The 15,064-nt window shown below is 53.2% G+C and carries 17 protein-coding genes; 4 read left to right on the plus strand and 13 right to left on the minus strand.

Annotated features, from left to right (window positions below; translation table 11 throughout):
- Nucleotides 1-12: 12 nt before the first annotated feature.
- The 3 genes from OCY70_RS34085 to OCY70_RS34095 form a co-directional block, all read right to left on the minus strand.
- Nucleotides 13-2,082: a Mu transposase C-terminal domain-containing protein gene (locus OCY70_RS34085; protein WP_261945356.1), complete on the minus strand. Its 2,070-nt coding sequence runs from the start codon at nucleotides 2,080-2,082 to the stop codon at nucleotides 13-15.
- Nucleotides 2,083-2,258: 176 nt separating this feature from the next.
- Nucleotides 2,259-2,471, minus strand: coding sequence for a helix-turn-helix domain-containing protein (locus OCY70_RS34090; protein WP_213431526.1), 213 nt, complete (start codon nucleotides 2,469-2,471; stop codon nucleotides 2,259-2,261).
- A complete protein-coding gene (locus OCY70_RS34095; RefSeq protein WP_261945210.1) occupies nucleotides 2,468-2,785 on the minus strand; it encodes a hypothetical protein in 318 nt (105 codons plus the stop codon). The genes OCY70_RS34090 and OCY70_RS34095 overlap by 4 nt, the downstream gene beginning before the upstream one ends.
- A 226-nt stretch (nucleotides 2,786-3,011) precedes the next feature.
- Between OCY70_RS34095 and OCY70_RS34100 the strand changes: the two genes are divergently transcribed.
- A complete protein-coding gene (locus tag OCY70_RS34100) occupies nucleotides 3,012-3,449 on the plus strand; it encodes a helix-turn-helix domain-containing protein (protein WP_213431440.1) in 438 nt (145 codons plus the stop codon).
- Nucleotides 3,450-3,996: 547 nt separating this feature from the next.
- On the opposite strand, the gene OCY70_RS34105 is transcribed toward OCY70_RS34100, so the two are convergent.
- Both OCY70_RS34105 and OCY70_RS34110 read right to left on the minus strand, forming a co-directional pair.
- Nucleotides 3,997-4,626, minus strand: coding sequence for a TVP38/TMEM64 family protein (locus OCY70_RS34105; protein WP_213431439.1), 630 nt, complete (start codon nucleotides 4,624-4,626; stop codon nucleotides 3,997-3,999).
- A 182-nt stretch (nucleotides 4,627-4,808) separates the two neighbouring features.
- A complete protein-coding gene (locus OCY70_RS34110; protein ID WP_213431438.1) occupies nucleotides 4,809-5,504 on the minus strand; it encodes a YjgB family protein in 696 nt (231 codons plus the stop codon).
- A gap of 408 nt (nucleotides 5,505-5,912) precedes the next feature.
- Between OCY70_RS34110 and OCY70_RS34115 the strand changes: the two genes are divergently transcribed.
- Nucleotides 5,913-7,157: an IS110 family transposase gene (locus OCY70_RS34115; protein ID WP_261945357.1), complete on the plus strand. Its 1,245-nt coding sequence runs from the start codon at nucleotides 5,913-5,915 to the stop codon at nucleotides 7,155-7,157.
- 441 nt (nucleotides 7,158-7,598) lie between these two features.
- Here the strand turns inward: OCY70_RS34115 and OCY70_RS34120 are convergent, their stop codons facing one another.
- The gene (locus tag OCY70_RS34120; RefSeq protein ID WP_213429593.1) at nucleotides 7,599-8,456 is read right to left on the minus strand and encodes a VOC family protein; all 858 of its coding nucleotides are present in this window, start codon (nucleotides 8,454-8,456) and stop codon (nucleotides 7,599-7,601) included.
- Nucleotides 8,457-8,488: 32 nt separating this feature from the next.
- Nucleotides 8,489-8,899, minus strand: a complete 411-nt coding sequence (locus OCY70_RS34125; RefSeq protein ID WP_213429594.1) for a DoxX family protein — start codon at nucleotides 8,897-8,899, stop codon at nucleotides 8,489-8,491.
- A gap of 180 nt (nucleotides 8,900-9,079) precedes the next feature.
- Between OCY70_RS34125 and OCY70_RS34130 the strand changes: the two genes are divergently transcribed.
- Nucleotides 9,080-9,397 carry a winged helix-turn-helix transcriptional regulator gene (locus OCY70_RS34130; protein WP_006678333.1) on the plus strand — a complete coding sequence of 106 codons (318 nt, stop codon included), beginning with the start codon at nucleotides 9,080-9,082 and terminating at the stop codon, nucleotides 9,395-9,397.
- 97 nt (nucleotides 9,398-9,494) lie between these two features.
- Here the strand turns inward: OCY70_RS34130 and OCY70_RS34135 are convergent, their stop codons facing one another.
- On the minus strand, nucleotides 9,495-9,782 hold the full coding sequence (locus OCY70_RS34135; protein ID WP_168181811.1) for an alpha/beta-type small acid-soluble spore protein: 288 nt from the start codon (nucleotides 9,780-9,782) through the stop codon (nucleotides 9,495-9,497).
- 399 nt (nucleotides 9,783-10,181) lie between these two features.
- Here OCY70_RS34135 and pepT point away from each other — a divergent pair, with 399 nt between their 5' ends.
- Nucleotides 10,182-11,420, plus strand: a complete 1,239-nt coding sequence (gene pepT / locus OCY70_RS34140; RefSeq protein ID WP_213429595.1) for a peptidase T — start codon at nucleotides 10,182-10,184, stop codon at nucleotides 11,418-11,420.
- Nucleotides 11,421-11,526: 106 nt separating this feature from the next.
- On the opposite strand, the gene OCY70_RS34145 is transcribed toward pepT, so the two are convergent.
- From OCY70_RS34145 to OCY70_RS34165, 5 genes are all read right to left on the minus strand, one after another.
- A complete protein-coding gene (locus OCY70_RS34145; protein WP_213429596.1) occupies nucleotides 11,527-13,476 on the minus strand; it encodes a GTP-binding protein in 1,950 nt (649 codons plus the stop codon).
- A 157-nt stretch (nucleotides 13,477-13,633) separates the two neighbouring features.
- Nucleotides 13,634-13,954, minus strand: coding sequence for a hypothetical protein (locus OCY70_RS34150; RefSeq protein ID WP_213429597.1), 321 nt, complete (start codon nucleotides 13,952-13,954; stop codon nucleotides 13,634-13,636).
- Between the two features lie 8 nt (nucleotides 13,955-13,962).
- Nucleotides 13,963-14,259 (minus strand): hypothetical protein, encoded by a 297-nt coding sequence (locus OCY70_RS34155; protein ID WP_213429598.1) that lies wholly within the window; start codon nucleotides 14,257-14,259, stop codon nucleotides 13,963-13,965.
- Between the two features lie 201 nt (nucleotides 14,260-14,460).
- Nucleotides 14,461-14,751 (minus strand): hypothetical protein, encoded by a 291-nt coding sequence (locus OCY70_RS34160; protein WP_261945358.1) that lies wholly within the window; start codon nucleotides 14,749-14,751, stop codon nucleotides 14,461-14,463.
- Between the two features lie 4 nt (nucleotides 14,752-14,755).
- The gene (locus OCY70_RS34165) at nucleotides 14,756-14,878 is read right to left on the minus strand and encodes a hypothetical protein (protein ID WP_261945359.1); all 123 of its coding nucleotides are present in this window, start codon (nucleotides 14,876-14,878) and stop codon (nucleotides 14,756-14,758) included.
- Between the last annotated feature and the right edge of the window lie 186 nt (nucleotides 14,879-15,064).

Raw genomic sequence — 15,064 nt, forward strand, 5'->3', positions numbered from 1 at the left:
CGTTCCCTCCAATTATCCAAGTTTACGGAGCGCCGCGAGGGCTTTCTCCGCTTGCCGTTGGTAAAAGTCATCTGCATCGTCTTTTCCTGCTTTGGCTGTTTTTCTGGATCGCAGCTCTTCCCGGAATTGCTGATCGTCCGGCAATGCGACCAGCTTCGTGTTCTGCTTCGGTGCAGCCTCATTTTTGAAAATGAACCCGGCCACGTCGTTTCCATATCCTTGATACTGAGGATCGCGATCTTCTAATGGCGTCGTATAATACGCCAGGTCATCCATCGTCTGGCGGAGCTGGCGCTTCTGCATTTTGAGGTGATCTTCCAGCGCCTTTTGCGGCATCTTCGGGGCGATGAGTAGCAGTTCTTGACTGTACGCCTCGCATATTTTTTGCCCGCCAACTGTATACACATAGAGCTTTGTCACATCATTCGGGTCCCATTTGATGTCAACTTTGTCCCCGATATAATGGCAGAGTTCATCGGCGCGGTACTCATATCCAAACTTTTTGATCCCGATGTTCCGGACAAGGACGCGCTCCGCCTTCATCATCAATATCGTTGCGTAGGACTTTGGCGGCGGCGCTTTGACATAGCGGTCGGCGTTCCGGAACACTTCCAGAGGCGTATGCCACTTATCGCCTTGTCCCTTGAGTCCACTATGGAATGAACGATGGTACTCGTCTCGCCACTCGCACCATAGCGCATAAAATTCATCCAGTGTCAGCAATTCGTCACGTTGGAGCATCTTCTTGATGTCCTTGTCCACTTTCGCCGCTGTCTTCGAACCTGTTAGCGTACCCGTGTAGCTTCCCAACCATTTTTCAAATTTGCTAATTAGCGTGCCGAAGAACCGCTCGACTTGTGCCTTCGACCAGGGTTGGTATGGGAGGCTGCGCATGTCATCCTTGATGCCGATGCTGCGATAAAAGCCTTTGGTCTCGCTGTCGAAGCTGACGCGTTCATTTCTCTTACGCCCGGTCATCGTCTCGGCGGTGTAGTCTTTCCCGTTGTCGATCAGCAGCCATTCTGGCACGCCGCCAATGTCGGCGTATATCATGTTGAGCAGCGACTGCTTCAGCACTTGCGAATTTGCCTTGACACAAATTACATCGCCAACGATGCAGCGGCTGCGTGTATCTAGCCATGCGACGAGCTGCGGGCGGATGGCCTTGGTCTTGCCATTCGGGTATGTATATTTCACCCAAACATCGAATGTATGCTCGTCGCCTTGTACAAGCCCCATAACTGGCAACGCTTTTGTATTCCGAGACGCTTTGACCATTCGCTGATTCTTAAATTCACGCATGCCTTTTTCGGCAAGTAGACGCGCATTTTTGCCACGCTTTACATTCATCAGATATCCGATATAGCGGGCCACCGTTGGATATGATGGGATGTCCCAGCTATGCATTGATCCAATCTTCATAAGTTTGCTGTAGAGCATTTCAATCGTTCCGTTATTGCTCGCAAACGCGGGTTCAAACCATAAATTTTCGATGAAAGCTCTGACCTCCGGCGTAAGTGACGGAAATGTGTTTTTCTGCTTAGGCTTACGGCAGAGTGCCAGCACCTTGAAAAAGTCATAATTTTTCCCGTCCTGTTTGCTCATCTTCAGCGCCCAGGCACTTGCTTCCAAATAGCTTTGTGCATACCGATAGAGCGTGCGCTGACTCATTCCGTTTGCTTCCGCGATACTGACCGCAAATTCAGTCCGGTCACGGTCTCCATAGTTGAGAAACTCGCGGATGACCTTTGCCAACTCGACCGCTTCGTAATATGACTTACCGTGCTTCTCGATGTATTCAGCAGGATCAACATCGATGTACCACGGTATTTCCTTTTCATTGACATGTTCCTTGATAATGACATCTGCGCCTTCAATGCCTGTAACATGCTTATAAGCCTGTCTGGCCTTCTTGCTCAGCGTGGACATTGCAATAAGGACACGTTCCTTTCCACCACTTGCGGCAGCCTCTTTCTTTGCCTTGAAAGCCTCCGGGTTCCTTTGCACTTTCTTCTTTACTGACTCGTAGCTCACGCCCTCAAGCCCGGCGGCCACTTCCAGGGTAATGTATATTTCCGACAAGCTTGTTCCTCCTTTCCAAGTGAATCCGTTCATGCTACAATGGAGGAGATAAGTTTTTTGATGGGTTGCTTGGAGAGCGTCGACCTTGGAGGGGGGACGCTCTCTTCATTTATTGCACCCATCGATTTTAGCCTCCTGATGACCATGTTCCTCCACTTGTCCTTCTCTGTGATGTTCTAAGCCGTTCTGCTAAGCTCATGTAATTCTATGCCAAGGACTTGAGCTAGCTTAGGGATGAAGCTTTTTCCAGAACGTTCCCCAATCATAATCAGGTAGATATAGTTACTGTTCGTTCCTACCTGGGCCGCTAGTTCATATTGCGTCATATTCATTTCTGCGAGGCGCTTTTTGATGGTTACACCGATAGGTGATAGTTTGCGTTTTTTCATATATGCTCACCTGCTTTAATTCGTTCTTTGATGATTTCCCGTCTTTCAGCCTCTCGCCCTATCGCCCGTTGTAACTGGCGGTTTGCAGCGATTTTGGCGCTATACTCCAGCACCAGCCGTCGCAGTTCCTCAACGAGTTCACGCTCATGGGCTGCCAACATATCGCCATATGCATCAAGGGCGCTCCCTTGTGCAGTAGCTATTACTACCTCATTTCCAGCCGACGAAACATCTACACTTCCCACTAATTCACGAATAATCGTGTCAGTGGATTCGATTTGTTCCTTTAGTGTTTTACTCAAACTGGAACTCACATTTCATTCCTCCTTTCCAATTGAAGTGATTAATCTGTGAATCCCTTGCTTATTTAGTTTTCAAAGAGCAGGTAATTCGTCTGTTTTCGACTCAAGTTGTGTGCTAAGATTTTGATATGATTTACTATCTATCATCAGAATACACGTATATACGTGCAATGTCAATACAAAAAGCAATGTTTTTCGTGCATTTTGCTCAAATAATAGTGCAAAGGGTGAGCCAATAATGAGTATTGGGAGAAGAATTAAAGAACTGAGAAAGGAAAAAGGCGTGAGCCAAAAGGATCTAGCTGAAACGATAGGCGTTTCGCGTGGTAATGTGGGGGACTGGGAGCTCGATAAGGTGAAACCAGGGGCAGATGCTTTATTAGCCCTCTCAGAGTATTTTGAGGTAACAACGGATTGGCTGCTAAGTGGAAATGAGCCTAGTAATGCACGTAAATTAGTGCAAGGTTCGGCGTTAGGAATTTCTCCTTCTGACCTAGAATTGCTGGCAAAGTACCACCAATTAGAAGATAGGGATAAAATTAAAATCGAGGAACGCATCGAAGTATTACTGGAGCTGGCAGGCAAGGAGTCTGACAGTTCAAGTAAACATGCGAAATCGCATATCTCGACGAATGGAGGAAACGGAAAAGAAGAAGCAGCTACTAGACCGGCATAATTTTTTTGCCCAAAATGATAGGATTTCACATCATTTTTTGTCCCATTGCTGATGGTATATTTTTAATGCGCAAAATGAAGCGAAAAACCGCGCCACAAGTGCAATGGGACACACTTTCACAGTTTTGTCCGAAATGTCCCTTTGATTCAAAGGTGTTTTCATTATTTTTAGAGGTCTACTATGAATATCTTTAACGCGGTTTGAACGGAACCGTTAATCCGCTGAAGCCTTGATGTGGCCCGGTTTTTTTCGTTTTTTTATTCTCCTATAACGCACGGTAACGTTGAAATTGACACTCGTTACAACGAGATGCTTCTTTCTGACGTACTTCATCCATGGTACAATCGCAGTGAAGCACAAAAAAACGCCGATATCCCTGATACATCAAGGCCTCCGCGCATTTTTTTGAATTTTTATCCTTTGTCAACACGTTTGTTTTTTCTTTCATCATTTGTGTCTCAACTTTTTTTCTCTTAATCCCGCATAATCCCCGGTAGTATCGGTGTTTCCCTCGTTTTCCCGGTTCTTTTTTGTCCCTTTGTCTTTGTCATTTATTCTGAGAGAGTACATCTTCTTCCGGCGGGAGATCCTTGGTGAAGCGCGCTTCAATCTTCTTGCTGACCCAGAGCGAGGCGGCAAGGAATAACACCACGTACACAAGCTGAATCGGATGATGAACGAACCTCATCAAGTCGTGCCCGATGTACGAGACCGCGAACACCATAATCGCCTTGCCAAGCGTAACCGCAATGAAGAAGGAGCGGATGCGCATCCGGGCGATCGCGGCCGCCATATTGATAATGACGAACGGGCCTACCGGAAAAATACTGAGCAGAAAGACATAGCTGAACGCATTGCGCCGCACCCACAGCAAGCTTTTCTTCACCTTGGGCTTCTGCGCGTAGCGCTGAAAATATCGATGTCCGGCGATGGTACGGACGATGAGGAACGTGACCATGCATCCGGCAATCATGCCGAGCCAGGAATAGAAAAACCCGGGCCACAGCCCGTATACGGCGGCATTGACGCCGACGATCACAATCGTTGGCAGCGGGGGAATGAACGATTTCATGAAGGTCAGCAAAATGCCGGGCAGCGGGCCGAACGACCGGAACTGCTCCAGCAGATTCCTAAGGTTCTCCTCCGTCACGTAAGACATCATATTCGATAGCTCCATATCGTGTATGCACCAACTTTTTATTCAGCGTGATGGGACAGACCCAAGCTGCTCGCTTCGGCACTTATCCTCCGCCTTAGCATAGCATAAATATCGGGCCAGGAGATGACCGATCCGCGCTGCCATCAATTGTTCAAATAAAGGAAACAAAGCGGCTCGCCGTCATGCCGCAACAATCTCTCTTAGCCGGCCATCAGATTTTTGGCCCCTTGCGGATAGAACACCGAGATATGATCGACATGCGGATTCGGGTTCTTGTCGGTTGGCTTCGGCACAATGAATTTGAGCTCGTAATCCGCGCTGGCCTCGTATACATAGATCGCATCGCCGCCGTTCTCGCGCACATCCTTCGCTTTGCCCAGCGCCTTCTCCACATCCTCCAGCGTCAGCTTCCGCACTTCCGGATCGTCCGATCGGACGTCGAAAATCTGCATGCCCTTGTTATAGCCGAAGACGATATGCCTCGTCTCATAGGCGGCATACATGCCCTGTCCCGCGAACTCGTCCTTGTCCGGCTCGCCCCATTCCTTCTCCACGTCATCCATCAAGCCATGCTCGACGGCGAAGTCGCTGTGCGCCACCCGCCCTTCGGCAGCGAGCTTCATCATCTCTTCCACCTCTTGCTCCGCAGTCGGCTCGCCCTTCTCCGGCTCCGGCTTCGTCACGCCGGAACTCTCGGAGTCGCCGGAAGGCGCCGATGCGGGCGGCTTCTCCGAAGATGACGCATCCGGTGAAGGGGACGGTGTCCGGGACGCGGTATCGGTGGCAGTGGCGGGGGTATTGGCCGGCGCCTGCGCTGCCGGCTGCGTGCTGCAAGCGCTGAGCAGCAGTGCCAGCGACAGACTTAACGCCATCGTTATCATCGTATTGCGTTGCATGGCTGTCACTCCCTCGTATAGTATTTCCTAAAGGCAGTTTTGAGTCTTTTTCCAGTCCTTTATAGGAACATAGAATGCCTTCAAAATTTCCAGCTTGCACATTGAAAATTAATATGGGGACTGGACTTTCCGGAATGTCTCTGGACAATGGAACTTAGGGTTCCATTCGGGGAAATTCGTCTCCCTCCTGTAGTCCAATCTACTTTTTAAGTCTGTTTCTCCGGTACTCGCTTGCACTTCTTACCCGCTGGCTGTTCCCTTCGGCAACTCATGCCCGACTGTAGCAGCGTCGGGGCAGCTCGTGAACCGAAGCGTGTTCTCATATGCGAGGGTGATTGATCGGCGAGTGCGCCGGAGACAGTCCGGAGAGTCCGTTCCCTGAATCCCTTATAGAAAGGAGGAATTCTCTTGAAGCTTTTTGTCGGTATTGACGTCAGTTCCGAAGAACTGGAAGCCTGTTTGATGAAATCGGATGGCGACACCCTGGAGACCTTCAAGACCACCAACAATCTGCACGGCGCCTCTTACTTGCGGGATCGCATCATTTCTGCTGCGGTCAAGACAGCCTGCTCTGAGGTTCATATCGGGCTTGAAGCCACATCCGTCTACAGCTGGCATCCAGCCATGTACTTGCATGAGGATGAGGCCCTTCAACAATTGAATGCCAAGGTGTTCACCATTAATCCGAAGCTGATTAACAAATTCAAAGACGCTTATGCCGACCTGGACAAAACCGATCGCATCGATGCCTGGATCATTGCAGACCGCCTGCGTTTTGGCAGACTCACGACGACTATCGTGATGCAGGAACAGTACATCGCCTTGCAGCGGCTCACTCGCATGCGATTCCATCTCGTACACAACCTTACCCGCGAGAAGCAATACTTTTTGCAAAATCTGTTCTACAAGTGCAATGCTTTTCGCGCGGAGGTGGACAGTTCCGTGTTCGTCCATGCCATCATGGAAATGCTCTCGGAAAAGTATAGTCTGGATGAGATGGCGAATATGGATGTCGCCCGTTTGGCTGACTATCTCAAGGACAAGGGGAGAAATCGTTTCCCCGATCCCGAACACGTCGCCCGCTGTATTCAAAAGGCGGCTCGGGCCTCGTACCGTCTCTCGAAGGTTGTCGAGGATTCCATTGATTTGGTGCTGGGCACCTCAATTCAGTCGATCCGGAGCATCCAGAGTCAGCTTAAAGAGCTCGACAAGGCGATTGAGCGCATTTTAGACGGCATTTCCAGCAGCCAGTGCCTCCGTTCCATTCCGGGCATTGATCGGGTCTATGCCGCAGGCATCCTGGCCGAGATCGGCGACATCGACCGCTTCACGGATCAAGCCGCCTTGGCCAAGTATGCGGGTCTGACGTGGCGCAAGCACCAATCCGGCTCCTTCGAGGCGGAAGATACAAAGCGCATTCGTTCCGGCAACCGATTCCTTCGCTATTACCTTGTTGAAGCTGCCAACTCGGTAAAAAACCGCGACCCGGAATTCGGGGAGTATTACCGGAAGAAATTCAATGAAGTCCCTAAGCATCAACACAAACGTGCCCTCGTCTTAACGGCAAGAAAACTTGTGCGTCTGGTCGATGTGCTGCTACGCAACGACCAACTCTATACGCCCAGAAGGAAGGTGAAGCCGACAGAGCAATAATGCCCTGGCTCATGAATGTTCTTCTCTAATTACCAGTTAAATTATGGTATTTTACTTAATTTTCGACTGGGTCTAGTTTGGTGATGCCTTTTTTGGATTGATTCTGCTGCACGCCAAGGAAATTTTCCAATTCTCATCAATCAGGGACTTGACATCATACCGCTGGACTTAGGTTCGGAATATTTGCATTGCTGATATGTTAACATTGACGTATTCATTCCGCAAATAGACAACAAGCTTTCCTGCGCCGTTTTCCCTTTTCCGACACATAAAAGCGCTTCACCAAGGAATCGGACTCCATGGTCAACCTCCAATTCCGCCTCATCATCACCATCCGGTCACCTGGATAGGATTGCGCCCGTATACGGCAAAACAGCAGATAGCCGAAGCCATCTGCTGTAAGCTGCCATGCCGCCCGACCTCGGGCGAATGGCATATATATCAGGATTGAACTTGCAGAATGAGATGAATCCCGTTCGGATCCACCGTTCGTACCGTGCCCGCTTCCTCCTCAACCGGCGCATGAAGCTGGCGCAGCCGTTCCACGGTCTGCTTCCGCGCCTCCTCGTCGGGCAGCATGAGCGTGAACCATTTCAAGCCTGCGCTATGCTTGCCGGGTGCGGACGCCCCCGCGCTGTGCCATGTATTTAAGCCAATATGATGATGGTAGTTGCCCGTCGAGATGAACAACGCTTGCCGGCCATAACGGGCGACGGTCTCGAAGCCCAGCCCCCGTCCGTAAAATTCCTCCGTCTTCTCCAGCTCGGATACCTGCAAATGAATGTGGCCGATGATGGTGCCGTTTGGCATCGCCGTCCACGGGCGTCCGGTCGCTTCATGCAGCAGGCTGTCGGCCTGCAGCGCCACGGTCGCCATGCCGACCTGGCCGTCATTCCAGCTCCATGTATCCGGCGAGCGATCGGCATAAATCTCGATCCCGTTGCCTTCCGGATCGGCCAGATAGAGCGCTTCGCTCACATAGTGATCCGATGCTCCCTCGAGAGGGTATCCGATCTGGACGAAATATTGAAGAATATCGGCCAGATCGGATCGGCTCGGGAGCAGGAACGCAATATGGTACAGCCCGGTCTTGCGCGGGTTCCTAGGCTCGATCGTATCCGGCTGGTCCAGCGTGACGAGAGGCGTTACGCCATCCGCCGTCAGTACGGCGCTGGCGCCGGATTGTTCGAGCACCTTGAATCCGAGTATATCGCGGTAGAACAAGAGCGAGCGTTCCAAACTCTCGACGGCCAGTTGAACATGCCCGACATAAGTAGACGGGTAACGATGAAAATTCATAGGCTGGTTCCTCCTTCAGGCGCTAGGCCTGTTCATGCGCTCGGCTTGCTGCCGAAGAAAAGACGATCGAGCGACCACGTATTGCTTGGCGCCAGGACCAAATATACCGCCATAACAAGGTAGGCCAAATCCAGTTCATAGCCCGCCATTTCCGGACTGCCGGTAAAGCCTGCCGCGAACTTCACCTTCACCATCGCCCCAGCCATGATAATAATGAACAGGGCGGAGAAAAGGCGCGTTCCCAGGCCAAGAATAAGAGCGACGCCCCCGATAATCTCAATCAGGGCAACGGCATAAGCCGCAAATCCAGGCAGCCCCAGACTCTCGAAGAATCCCATCGTATTGCCAATGCCGCCCTGGAACTTCTGAAAGCCGTGAATAAGAAAAGCCGCTCCCAAAAAGATTCTTAACAACAGAGCACCTATTTCGTAAAGTTTTGTCATTTCCGAACACACATCCTTTAATTTTAGAATAGCTGCAACCTGGCGCTGCCATCACCTCGGTTACTAATTACAAGTAAATATAAATTAGTCAATTAATATTGTCAAGTAATTATATTTTTTTGAGAAAGGTGCTTATTTCCCGTCACCAGTGCTATAATAGTATAGTAGAGGTGATGGAACATGAACGGAACATCCAGTGAACGATGTCCCCGCTTCGACAAAGCGATGAGCATCTTGAGCCAGCGGTGGACAGGGCTTATCATCCATCAATTGCTGGCAGGCCCGCAGCGCTTCTGCACGATGGAATCGGCCATCGCGATTAGCGGCCGGGTCCTGTCCGAGCGATTGAAGGATCTCGAGCGCGAAGGCATCGTGCGCCGAGAAGTATATCCCGACACGCCGGTGCGCATCGAATATTCTTTGACGGAGAAGGGACACGCTCTCGAACCGATCATTCGAGACATTGAAGCTTGGGCCGCGCAATGGATCGAGCTATAACCCGCCGCTGCGCAGCGCCTCGCCGCCGATAACATCAAAGCCGGATCTCCTTCGCGGGAGACTCCGGCTTTGTTCGCTTTCCTTCACCTATAAATAGCTACTGCGTCGGCTTCTTCGTGAGCTGCTCCTGCGCGAGACGAATCATCTCCCGGACCATCGTGCCGCCAATCCGGCCCCCGACGCGCCCCGCCGACTCCGTCGACAGTTCTCCGTTGTCTCCCGGCTGCAGCGGCACGCCCAATGTCTTGGCGACCTCATACTTGACGTCGTCCGGCCGGTTCGGATCTACGGCGAAGCCTTCCTGCCGCATCACTTCCGCCTTGAACGCATTAACGCCCTGCTCTGCTCCGTTCACGAGCAGCCTTCTTCGGTTCCTGCGGGCCATCATCCTGCCTCCTTGCCAGCATAAAGTATGAATCCTTCATACAATGGCCCGGAAGCGGTCAAATTATGTGCCTCGCGCGTGATCGCCTTCTTCAGTGCATATCTTTTCCGTTTCCGTACGTTTTTAATTGTGCAAAAACAGGCCTGAGTTTCGGCGCGCCGTTCCTATCCTTCACAAAATTTCCGGATGCCGAGGAGACGAATATGAGTTACGCTCTCAAGAAATGATAAGTCCGACAGATCCCTTTGATTCAAACAACGGATTCAACTTAAATTTGTAATCTGAAGCCAGATTCAAGCATTCACAATATGGATTTATATGGGTGAGGATGTGTCCTGCGTTCATCTGTGTGGTAGTATGGGAAAAGGGAGTACATACCATTGTTTGAGGTGAAATATCGTGAAAAATGAAATTATTCAACGATTTACTGCCTACGCCAAAGTAAATACCCAATCGAATGATGACAGCCAGACCTGCCCGTCGACACCAGGACAATTGGACCTGGCCCGCTTGCTCGTGGAAGAGCTGCAAGCGATCGGCATGCAGGAGGTGACCCTGGATGAGAACGGCTATGTCATGGCCACACTGCCGGCCAATACGGACAAGGATGTCCCGACGATCGGGTTCCTCTCCCATCTGGATACGGCGACGGATTTCACCGGAGCCAACGTCAATCCGCAGATCGTCGACAATTACGACGGGAATGCAATCGTCTTGAACGAAGCGCTCCATGTCGTCCTGTCGCCGGCCGAATTCCCGGAACTGGCGAATTATAAGGGCCATACGCTGATTACGACGGACGGGACGACGCTGCTCGGCGCGGATGACAAGGCAGGCATTGCCGAGATTATGACCGCGATGGCCTATCTTCTCCAGCACCCGGAGATCAAGCATGGCAAGGTGCGTGTCGCCTTCACCCCGGACGAGGAGATCGGGCGGGGGCCCCACCGCTTCGATGTCGCCGCGTTCGGCGCGAAATACGCCTATACCGTTGACGGCGGCCCGCTCGGGGAACTCGAATATGAGAGCTTCAATGCGGCGCAGGCCAAGATTACGGTCAAGGGGACGAATGTCCACCCCGGTTCGGCGAAGGGCAAAATGATCAATTCGGCCAAAATCGCCATGGAGCTGCACAGCAAACTTCCTGCCGAGGAAGCTCCTGAATTCACCGAGGGCTATGACGGCTTCTATCATCTCATCTCTATCCAAGGCGATGTGGAGCGGACCGATCTGCGCTATATCATCCGCGACTTCGACAAGGCCAACTTCGAGGCCCGCAAAGCGAAGCTCGAGGCGATCGTGAAGGAGCTTCAGGGCACCTACGGAGAAAACAGCATTATCCTCGATATGAACGACCAATATTACAACATGAAAGACAAGATCGAGCCGGTCAAGCATATTGTCGATATCGCCTATCAAGCGATGAAGAACGTCGGCATCGAGCCGATCATTACCCCGATCCGGGGCGGCACGGACGGCTCGCAGCTATCCTATATGGGGCTGCCGACACCGAATATTTTCACCGGGGGAGAGAATTATCACGGCAAGTTCGAATACGTCTCCGCTGATAATATGGTGAAGGCGACGGAGGTTATTATCGAGATGATTAAGCTGTACGAGCAGCAAGCTGCGCAATAAAGCATGAAGGGGCTATCCCGTATTTGTCACGGTTCGTGACGATGGGATAGCCCCTTGCTATGACTGCCGGCCTCTCAGGCCGGTCAGGCTGCTGAACTGCCGTGCCTCAACAGTGCATATGACGCGCCGCCTCCTCCCAGGGCACGCTGTATCCCTGCCCCTTGGCGCAGAAGATGGAGGCCGAGGTGTAGAGCGGGTCCGCGTCTTTATTGTACGCCTTGGCCTTAATAATCTCCTCCGCGTTATGGCAGCGCTCATACCCGCCGAAGCGCAGCTGCAGCATCCCCTTGCCCTGGGTATAGGCCGCCAGCTCGGCGCTGTAGTTCATAAAGGTGGCCACCGGCGCCTTGCCCGTTATCACGACCTGATCTCCGGCGAACTGGGGCGGATCGAACCGGCCTGCCGCCTTCTGGATATCGGTCATGACGCGTCCCATATGCTCGGACGCGACCTTCACCTTCACCTCATAATACGGCTCCAGCAGCACATTGTCCGCTTGCTCCAGCCCTTGCCGAAGCGCCCGGCAGGCCGCCTCGCGGAAGTCGCCGCCGCTCGTGTGCTTATTGTGGGCCCGGCCCTTCGTCAGCGTCATGTTGACATCGGTGACGGGGGATCCGGTCAGCAGCCCGTGGTGATCCCGCTCCAGCAAGTACTGCTCAATGACATGCTGATAGTTGACCGTCAGCACGTCGGGATGGCACTCGTTCCGGAATACCATTCCGCTGCCTCTGGCGCCGGGCTCCAGCCGAAGATGCACCTCCGCGTAATGCCCGAGCGGTTCGAAATGCCCGCATCCCGTCACTGCCGAAGCAATCGTCTCCTTGTACAGAATGTCCGGTGTCCCGAAGGAGACATCCATGCCGAACCGCTCCTTGACCAGCCGCTCCAGCACCTCCAGTTGAATGACGCCCATCACATGGATATGAATCTCCTGCAGCGCCTCATCCCACTGAACCCGAAGCGACGGATCTTCGGCATCGAGCAGGCGGAAGCGCTGGAGCACCTCCTTCACATGGAGCGAAGGCGGAAAGATGACCTTCGACGTCAGCATCGGCACCATTTCGTATTCGGCCCGATCGTTCAGCGCGCCCAAGCCTTCCCCGGCCGCGGCCGCCGATAGTCCGGTAACGGCACAGAGCTGGCCTGCCTCCGCCTGTTCGGCATGGTCATATTTGCGGCCGTTGTATATCCGAATCGAGGTCACCTTCTCGGCGATCCGGTCCGGTCCGGGGCCATAGCGGACCTCGTCCCTGACATGCAGGGATCCGCCCAGCACCTTCAGATGGGTAACGCGGGCGCCGTTCGCGTCATGGCGGATCTTGTATACCCGGGCCGCGAACGGCTGATCCTTCAGCCAGCTCCCCGGCGTGAAGTCATCCACCAATTGCAGCAGCTCGGTTACGCCCACATCCTGCAGGGCGGATCCTGCGGCGCAGGGGAACAGACGATGCGTCCGAATCAAGCCGGCCGCCGCGTTCCGCCACACCTCCCGATCGTATTCGTCCTCCATATAACGGACGAGCAATTCCTCATCGCGTTCGGCCAGAAAAGTGATCAGCCCGTCCTCCCATTCCGCTTCGCCGCAGGCGGAGCTCATATCGACCGCGTCCGGCGTCAGTTGGACGCGAATATCGTCCAACACCCGCTCTGCATCCGCCCCGGTCCGATCCGTCTTGTTGATGAAAAAGAAGACCGGCACCCGGTGGCTGTTCAGCAGCTGCCAGACCGTCTCCGTATGGCCCTGCACGCCCTCCGCCGCGCTGACGACGACAATGGCGGCATCCATCACCTGGATGGCCCGCTCCATCTCGGCGGAGAAATCGACGTGCCCCGGCGTGTCGATCAACGTGTAGGTAGTGCCATTGTATGTCATCACCGCCTGATCGGCGAAGATCGTAATGCCCCGTTCCTTCTCGATCTCGTGACTGTCCATGCAGGCATCCCGGTTATCGACCCGCCCCCGGCTCCGAATGCTGCGGGTATGGTACAGCAGCTGCTCGGCCAGCGTCGTCTTCCCTGCGTCTACATGAGCGAATATGCCGATTGTTCTATGCATTCTGACACCTCTCGTAGCGGTTTCCATTGATTGTTATGATTTCAGTGCACGCATGTTCCATCGGTAAAGAGCTGTTCCCATCATAGCACAGAGATCGCGGAGGCATCACGGGCCGATATGGTAATGCTGTCATCCGCCCGTTCTTCCTTCAGCTGGATCAACAGCCGGACCGCAGCCTCCGGATCAAAGACAGGGAACTGGTGTCCGTATGGCACGCGGAATACGTGCCCATCGCCCGAAATGCTTCCGGCAGCGAATACATCCTGTCCCGCTCCCCCCATAGAAGCGTAACCGGCACATCCGGCAAGGCTGCCGGAGCCATATTGGGCAGAGCATGCTGCACCAGGCGCAGCATATCCGCATTCGCTGCCGCGATCCGGGGCGAGGATAACCCCCGTATCACCGATTCGACATATCCGTCCGGAATCTCCTCGTGCCGCTCGATGCCTTCTTCCCGCAGCAGCATTCGCCGGAGCATAGACGCGCTTAGCCGCTGCAGGCGATTCTGACCGATATCGGCAGCAGCAGCCCCAGCGCCTTCATTACCGTGCCGGGCGCCGAGCACAAAAGCAATGCCGCCATCGTTACCGCGCTCTCGCAGAGACTGACGGTCGAGATTCGCCGCGGCGGCAGCATATTCCGGCAGGACTTCAAGCATGGCATTCCCCAGACCGGATTATTGACGGTAGGGGCGACGCGGGAGACCGGCACAAGCATCACCTTCCTGCCGGATCGGGAGCTGTTCCGCCTTCCGCTCTCGGCGGAATCACTAAGCCGGTACACCCGGTCCGTCTCCGAGGCGAACCCCGGGCTGAGCATTCAATTGCATCGAAGCGACACACGTCCAGATTGATGGCCTCCCAGCCCCCTCTTTCCCGGAGGGGGCTTTCAGCGAGAAGGCACGTCCAACCGGAACAAATACTATACCGTTATCCTCCCCTGCAAATGGGACAATCTTGGGGTCCGGCCGGCAAGCCGGCACGCTTAAAGTTTCTGCAGAAGGATAGCTTCAAGGAGATCTCCCACACTGATATTATTGAGTTCCTCGGCAATCCGGTCCGCCCTTGTTTTTTTGCGAATCGAGCCTTCAAGCACAATTTCGATTCTTTGATTTTTGTCAATCAAGACAGAAGTAACCTCAAGCGCATTGGCTAATAGACCGACGACCACTGCAATCTGCTGCGGCGTCAGCTTCGATGGAGAGGATTTTTTCTTTCCGTTTTTCTTGTTGCCGCCGCCCGTTCCATTCCCGTTCCGTGCCATGGCCGTCACCATCCGATCAGACTATAATGATATCCAAGTCCCCCCCGCCTTCATTGGCTCCGATTCCGATGATGAAGGAAGTAGCGATCACGATGACTACGATTAAAGTAATAATTCTTGCGTTGTCCTCTTCGCTCATACTAACCCACCTATTCCCTAAATGCGTTTTACTTCATCATATGAAGCTAACGCTCCCGCGTACCGGATATCGAGCAATTTAGCGAGTTCGTCCGATAGCGCATCGCCCGCTCCTTGCAGGTACGCCAGGATCATCGTACAATTTCGGTAAAGAGGATACGAAAGGAAGGTTCGAGCGCCATGCCGA

Source organism: Paenibacillus melissococcoides (genome assembly GCA_944800085.1).
Lineage (GTDB): Bacteria > Bacillota > Bacilli > Paenibacillales > Paenibacillaceae > Paenibacillus_B > Paenibacillus_B melissococcoides.

Excerpts from the sequence above, each read along its gene's own strand:
- OCY70_RS34090 (WP_213431526.1), bottom strand. The coding sequence starts at position 2,471 with ATGAAAAAACGCAAACTATCACCTATCGGTGTAACCATCAAAAAGCGC.
- OCY70_RS34100 (WP_213431440.1), top strand. The coding sequence starts at position 3,012 with ATGAGTATTGGGAGAAGAATTAAAGAACTGAGAAAGGAAAAAGGCGTG.
- OCY70_RS34105 (WP_213431439.1), bottom strand. The coding sequence starts at position 4,626 with ATGGAGCTATCGAATATGATGTCTTACGTGACGGAGGAGAACCTTAGG.
- OCY70_RS34110 (WP_213431438.1), bottom strand. The coding sequence starts at position 5,504 with ATGCAACGCAATACGATGATAACGATGGCGTTAAGTCTGTCGCTGGCA.
- OCY70_RS34120 (WP_213429593.1), bottom strand. The coding sequence starts at position 8,456 with ATGAATTTTCATCGTTACCCGTCTACTTATGTCGGGCATGTTCAACTG.
- OCY70_RS34125 (WP_213429594.1), bottom strand. The coding sequence starts at position 8,899 with ATGACAAAACTTTACGAAATAGGTGCTCTGTTGTTAAGAATCTTTTTG.
- OCY70_RS34130 (WP_006678333.1), top strand. The coding sequence starts at position 9,080 with ATGAACGGAACATCCAGTGAACGATGTCCCCGCTTCGACAAAGCGATG.
- OCY70_RS34135 (WP_168181811.1), bottom strand. The coding sequence starts at position 9,782 with ATGGCCCGCAGGAACCGAAGAAGGCTGCTCGTGAACGGAGCAGAGCAG.
- OCY70_RS34145 (WP_213429596.1), bottom strand. The coding sequence starts at position 13,476 with ATGCATAGAACAATCGGCATATTCGCTCATGTAGACGCAGGGAAGACG.
- OCY70_RS34150 (WP_213429597.1), bottom strand. The coding sequence starts at position 13,954 with ATGCTCCGGCGAATGCTGCTGCGGGAAGAAGGCATCGAGCGGCACGAG.
- OCY70_RS34160 (WP_261945358.1), bottom strand. The coding sequence starts at position 14,751 with ATGGTGACGGCCATGGCACGGAACGGGAATGGAACGGGCGGCGGCAAC.
- OCY70_RS34165 (WP_261945359.1), bottom strand. The coding sequence starts at position 14,878 with ATGAGCGAAGAGGACAACGCAAGAATTATTACTTTAATCGTAGTCATC.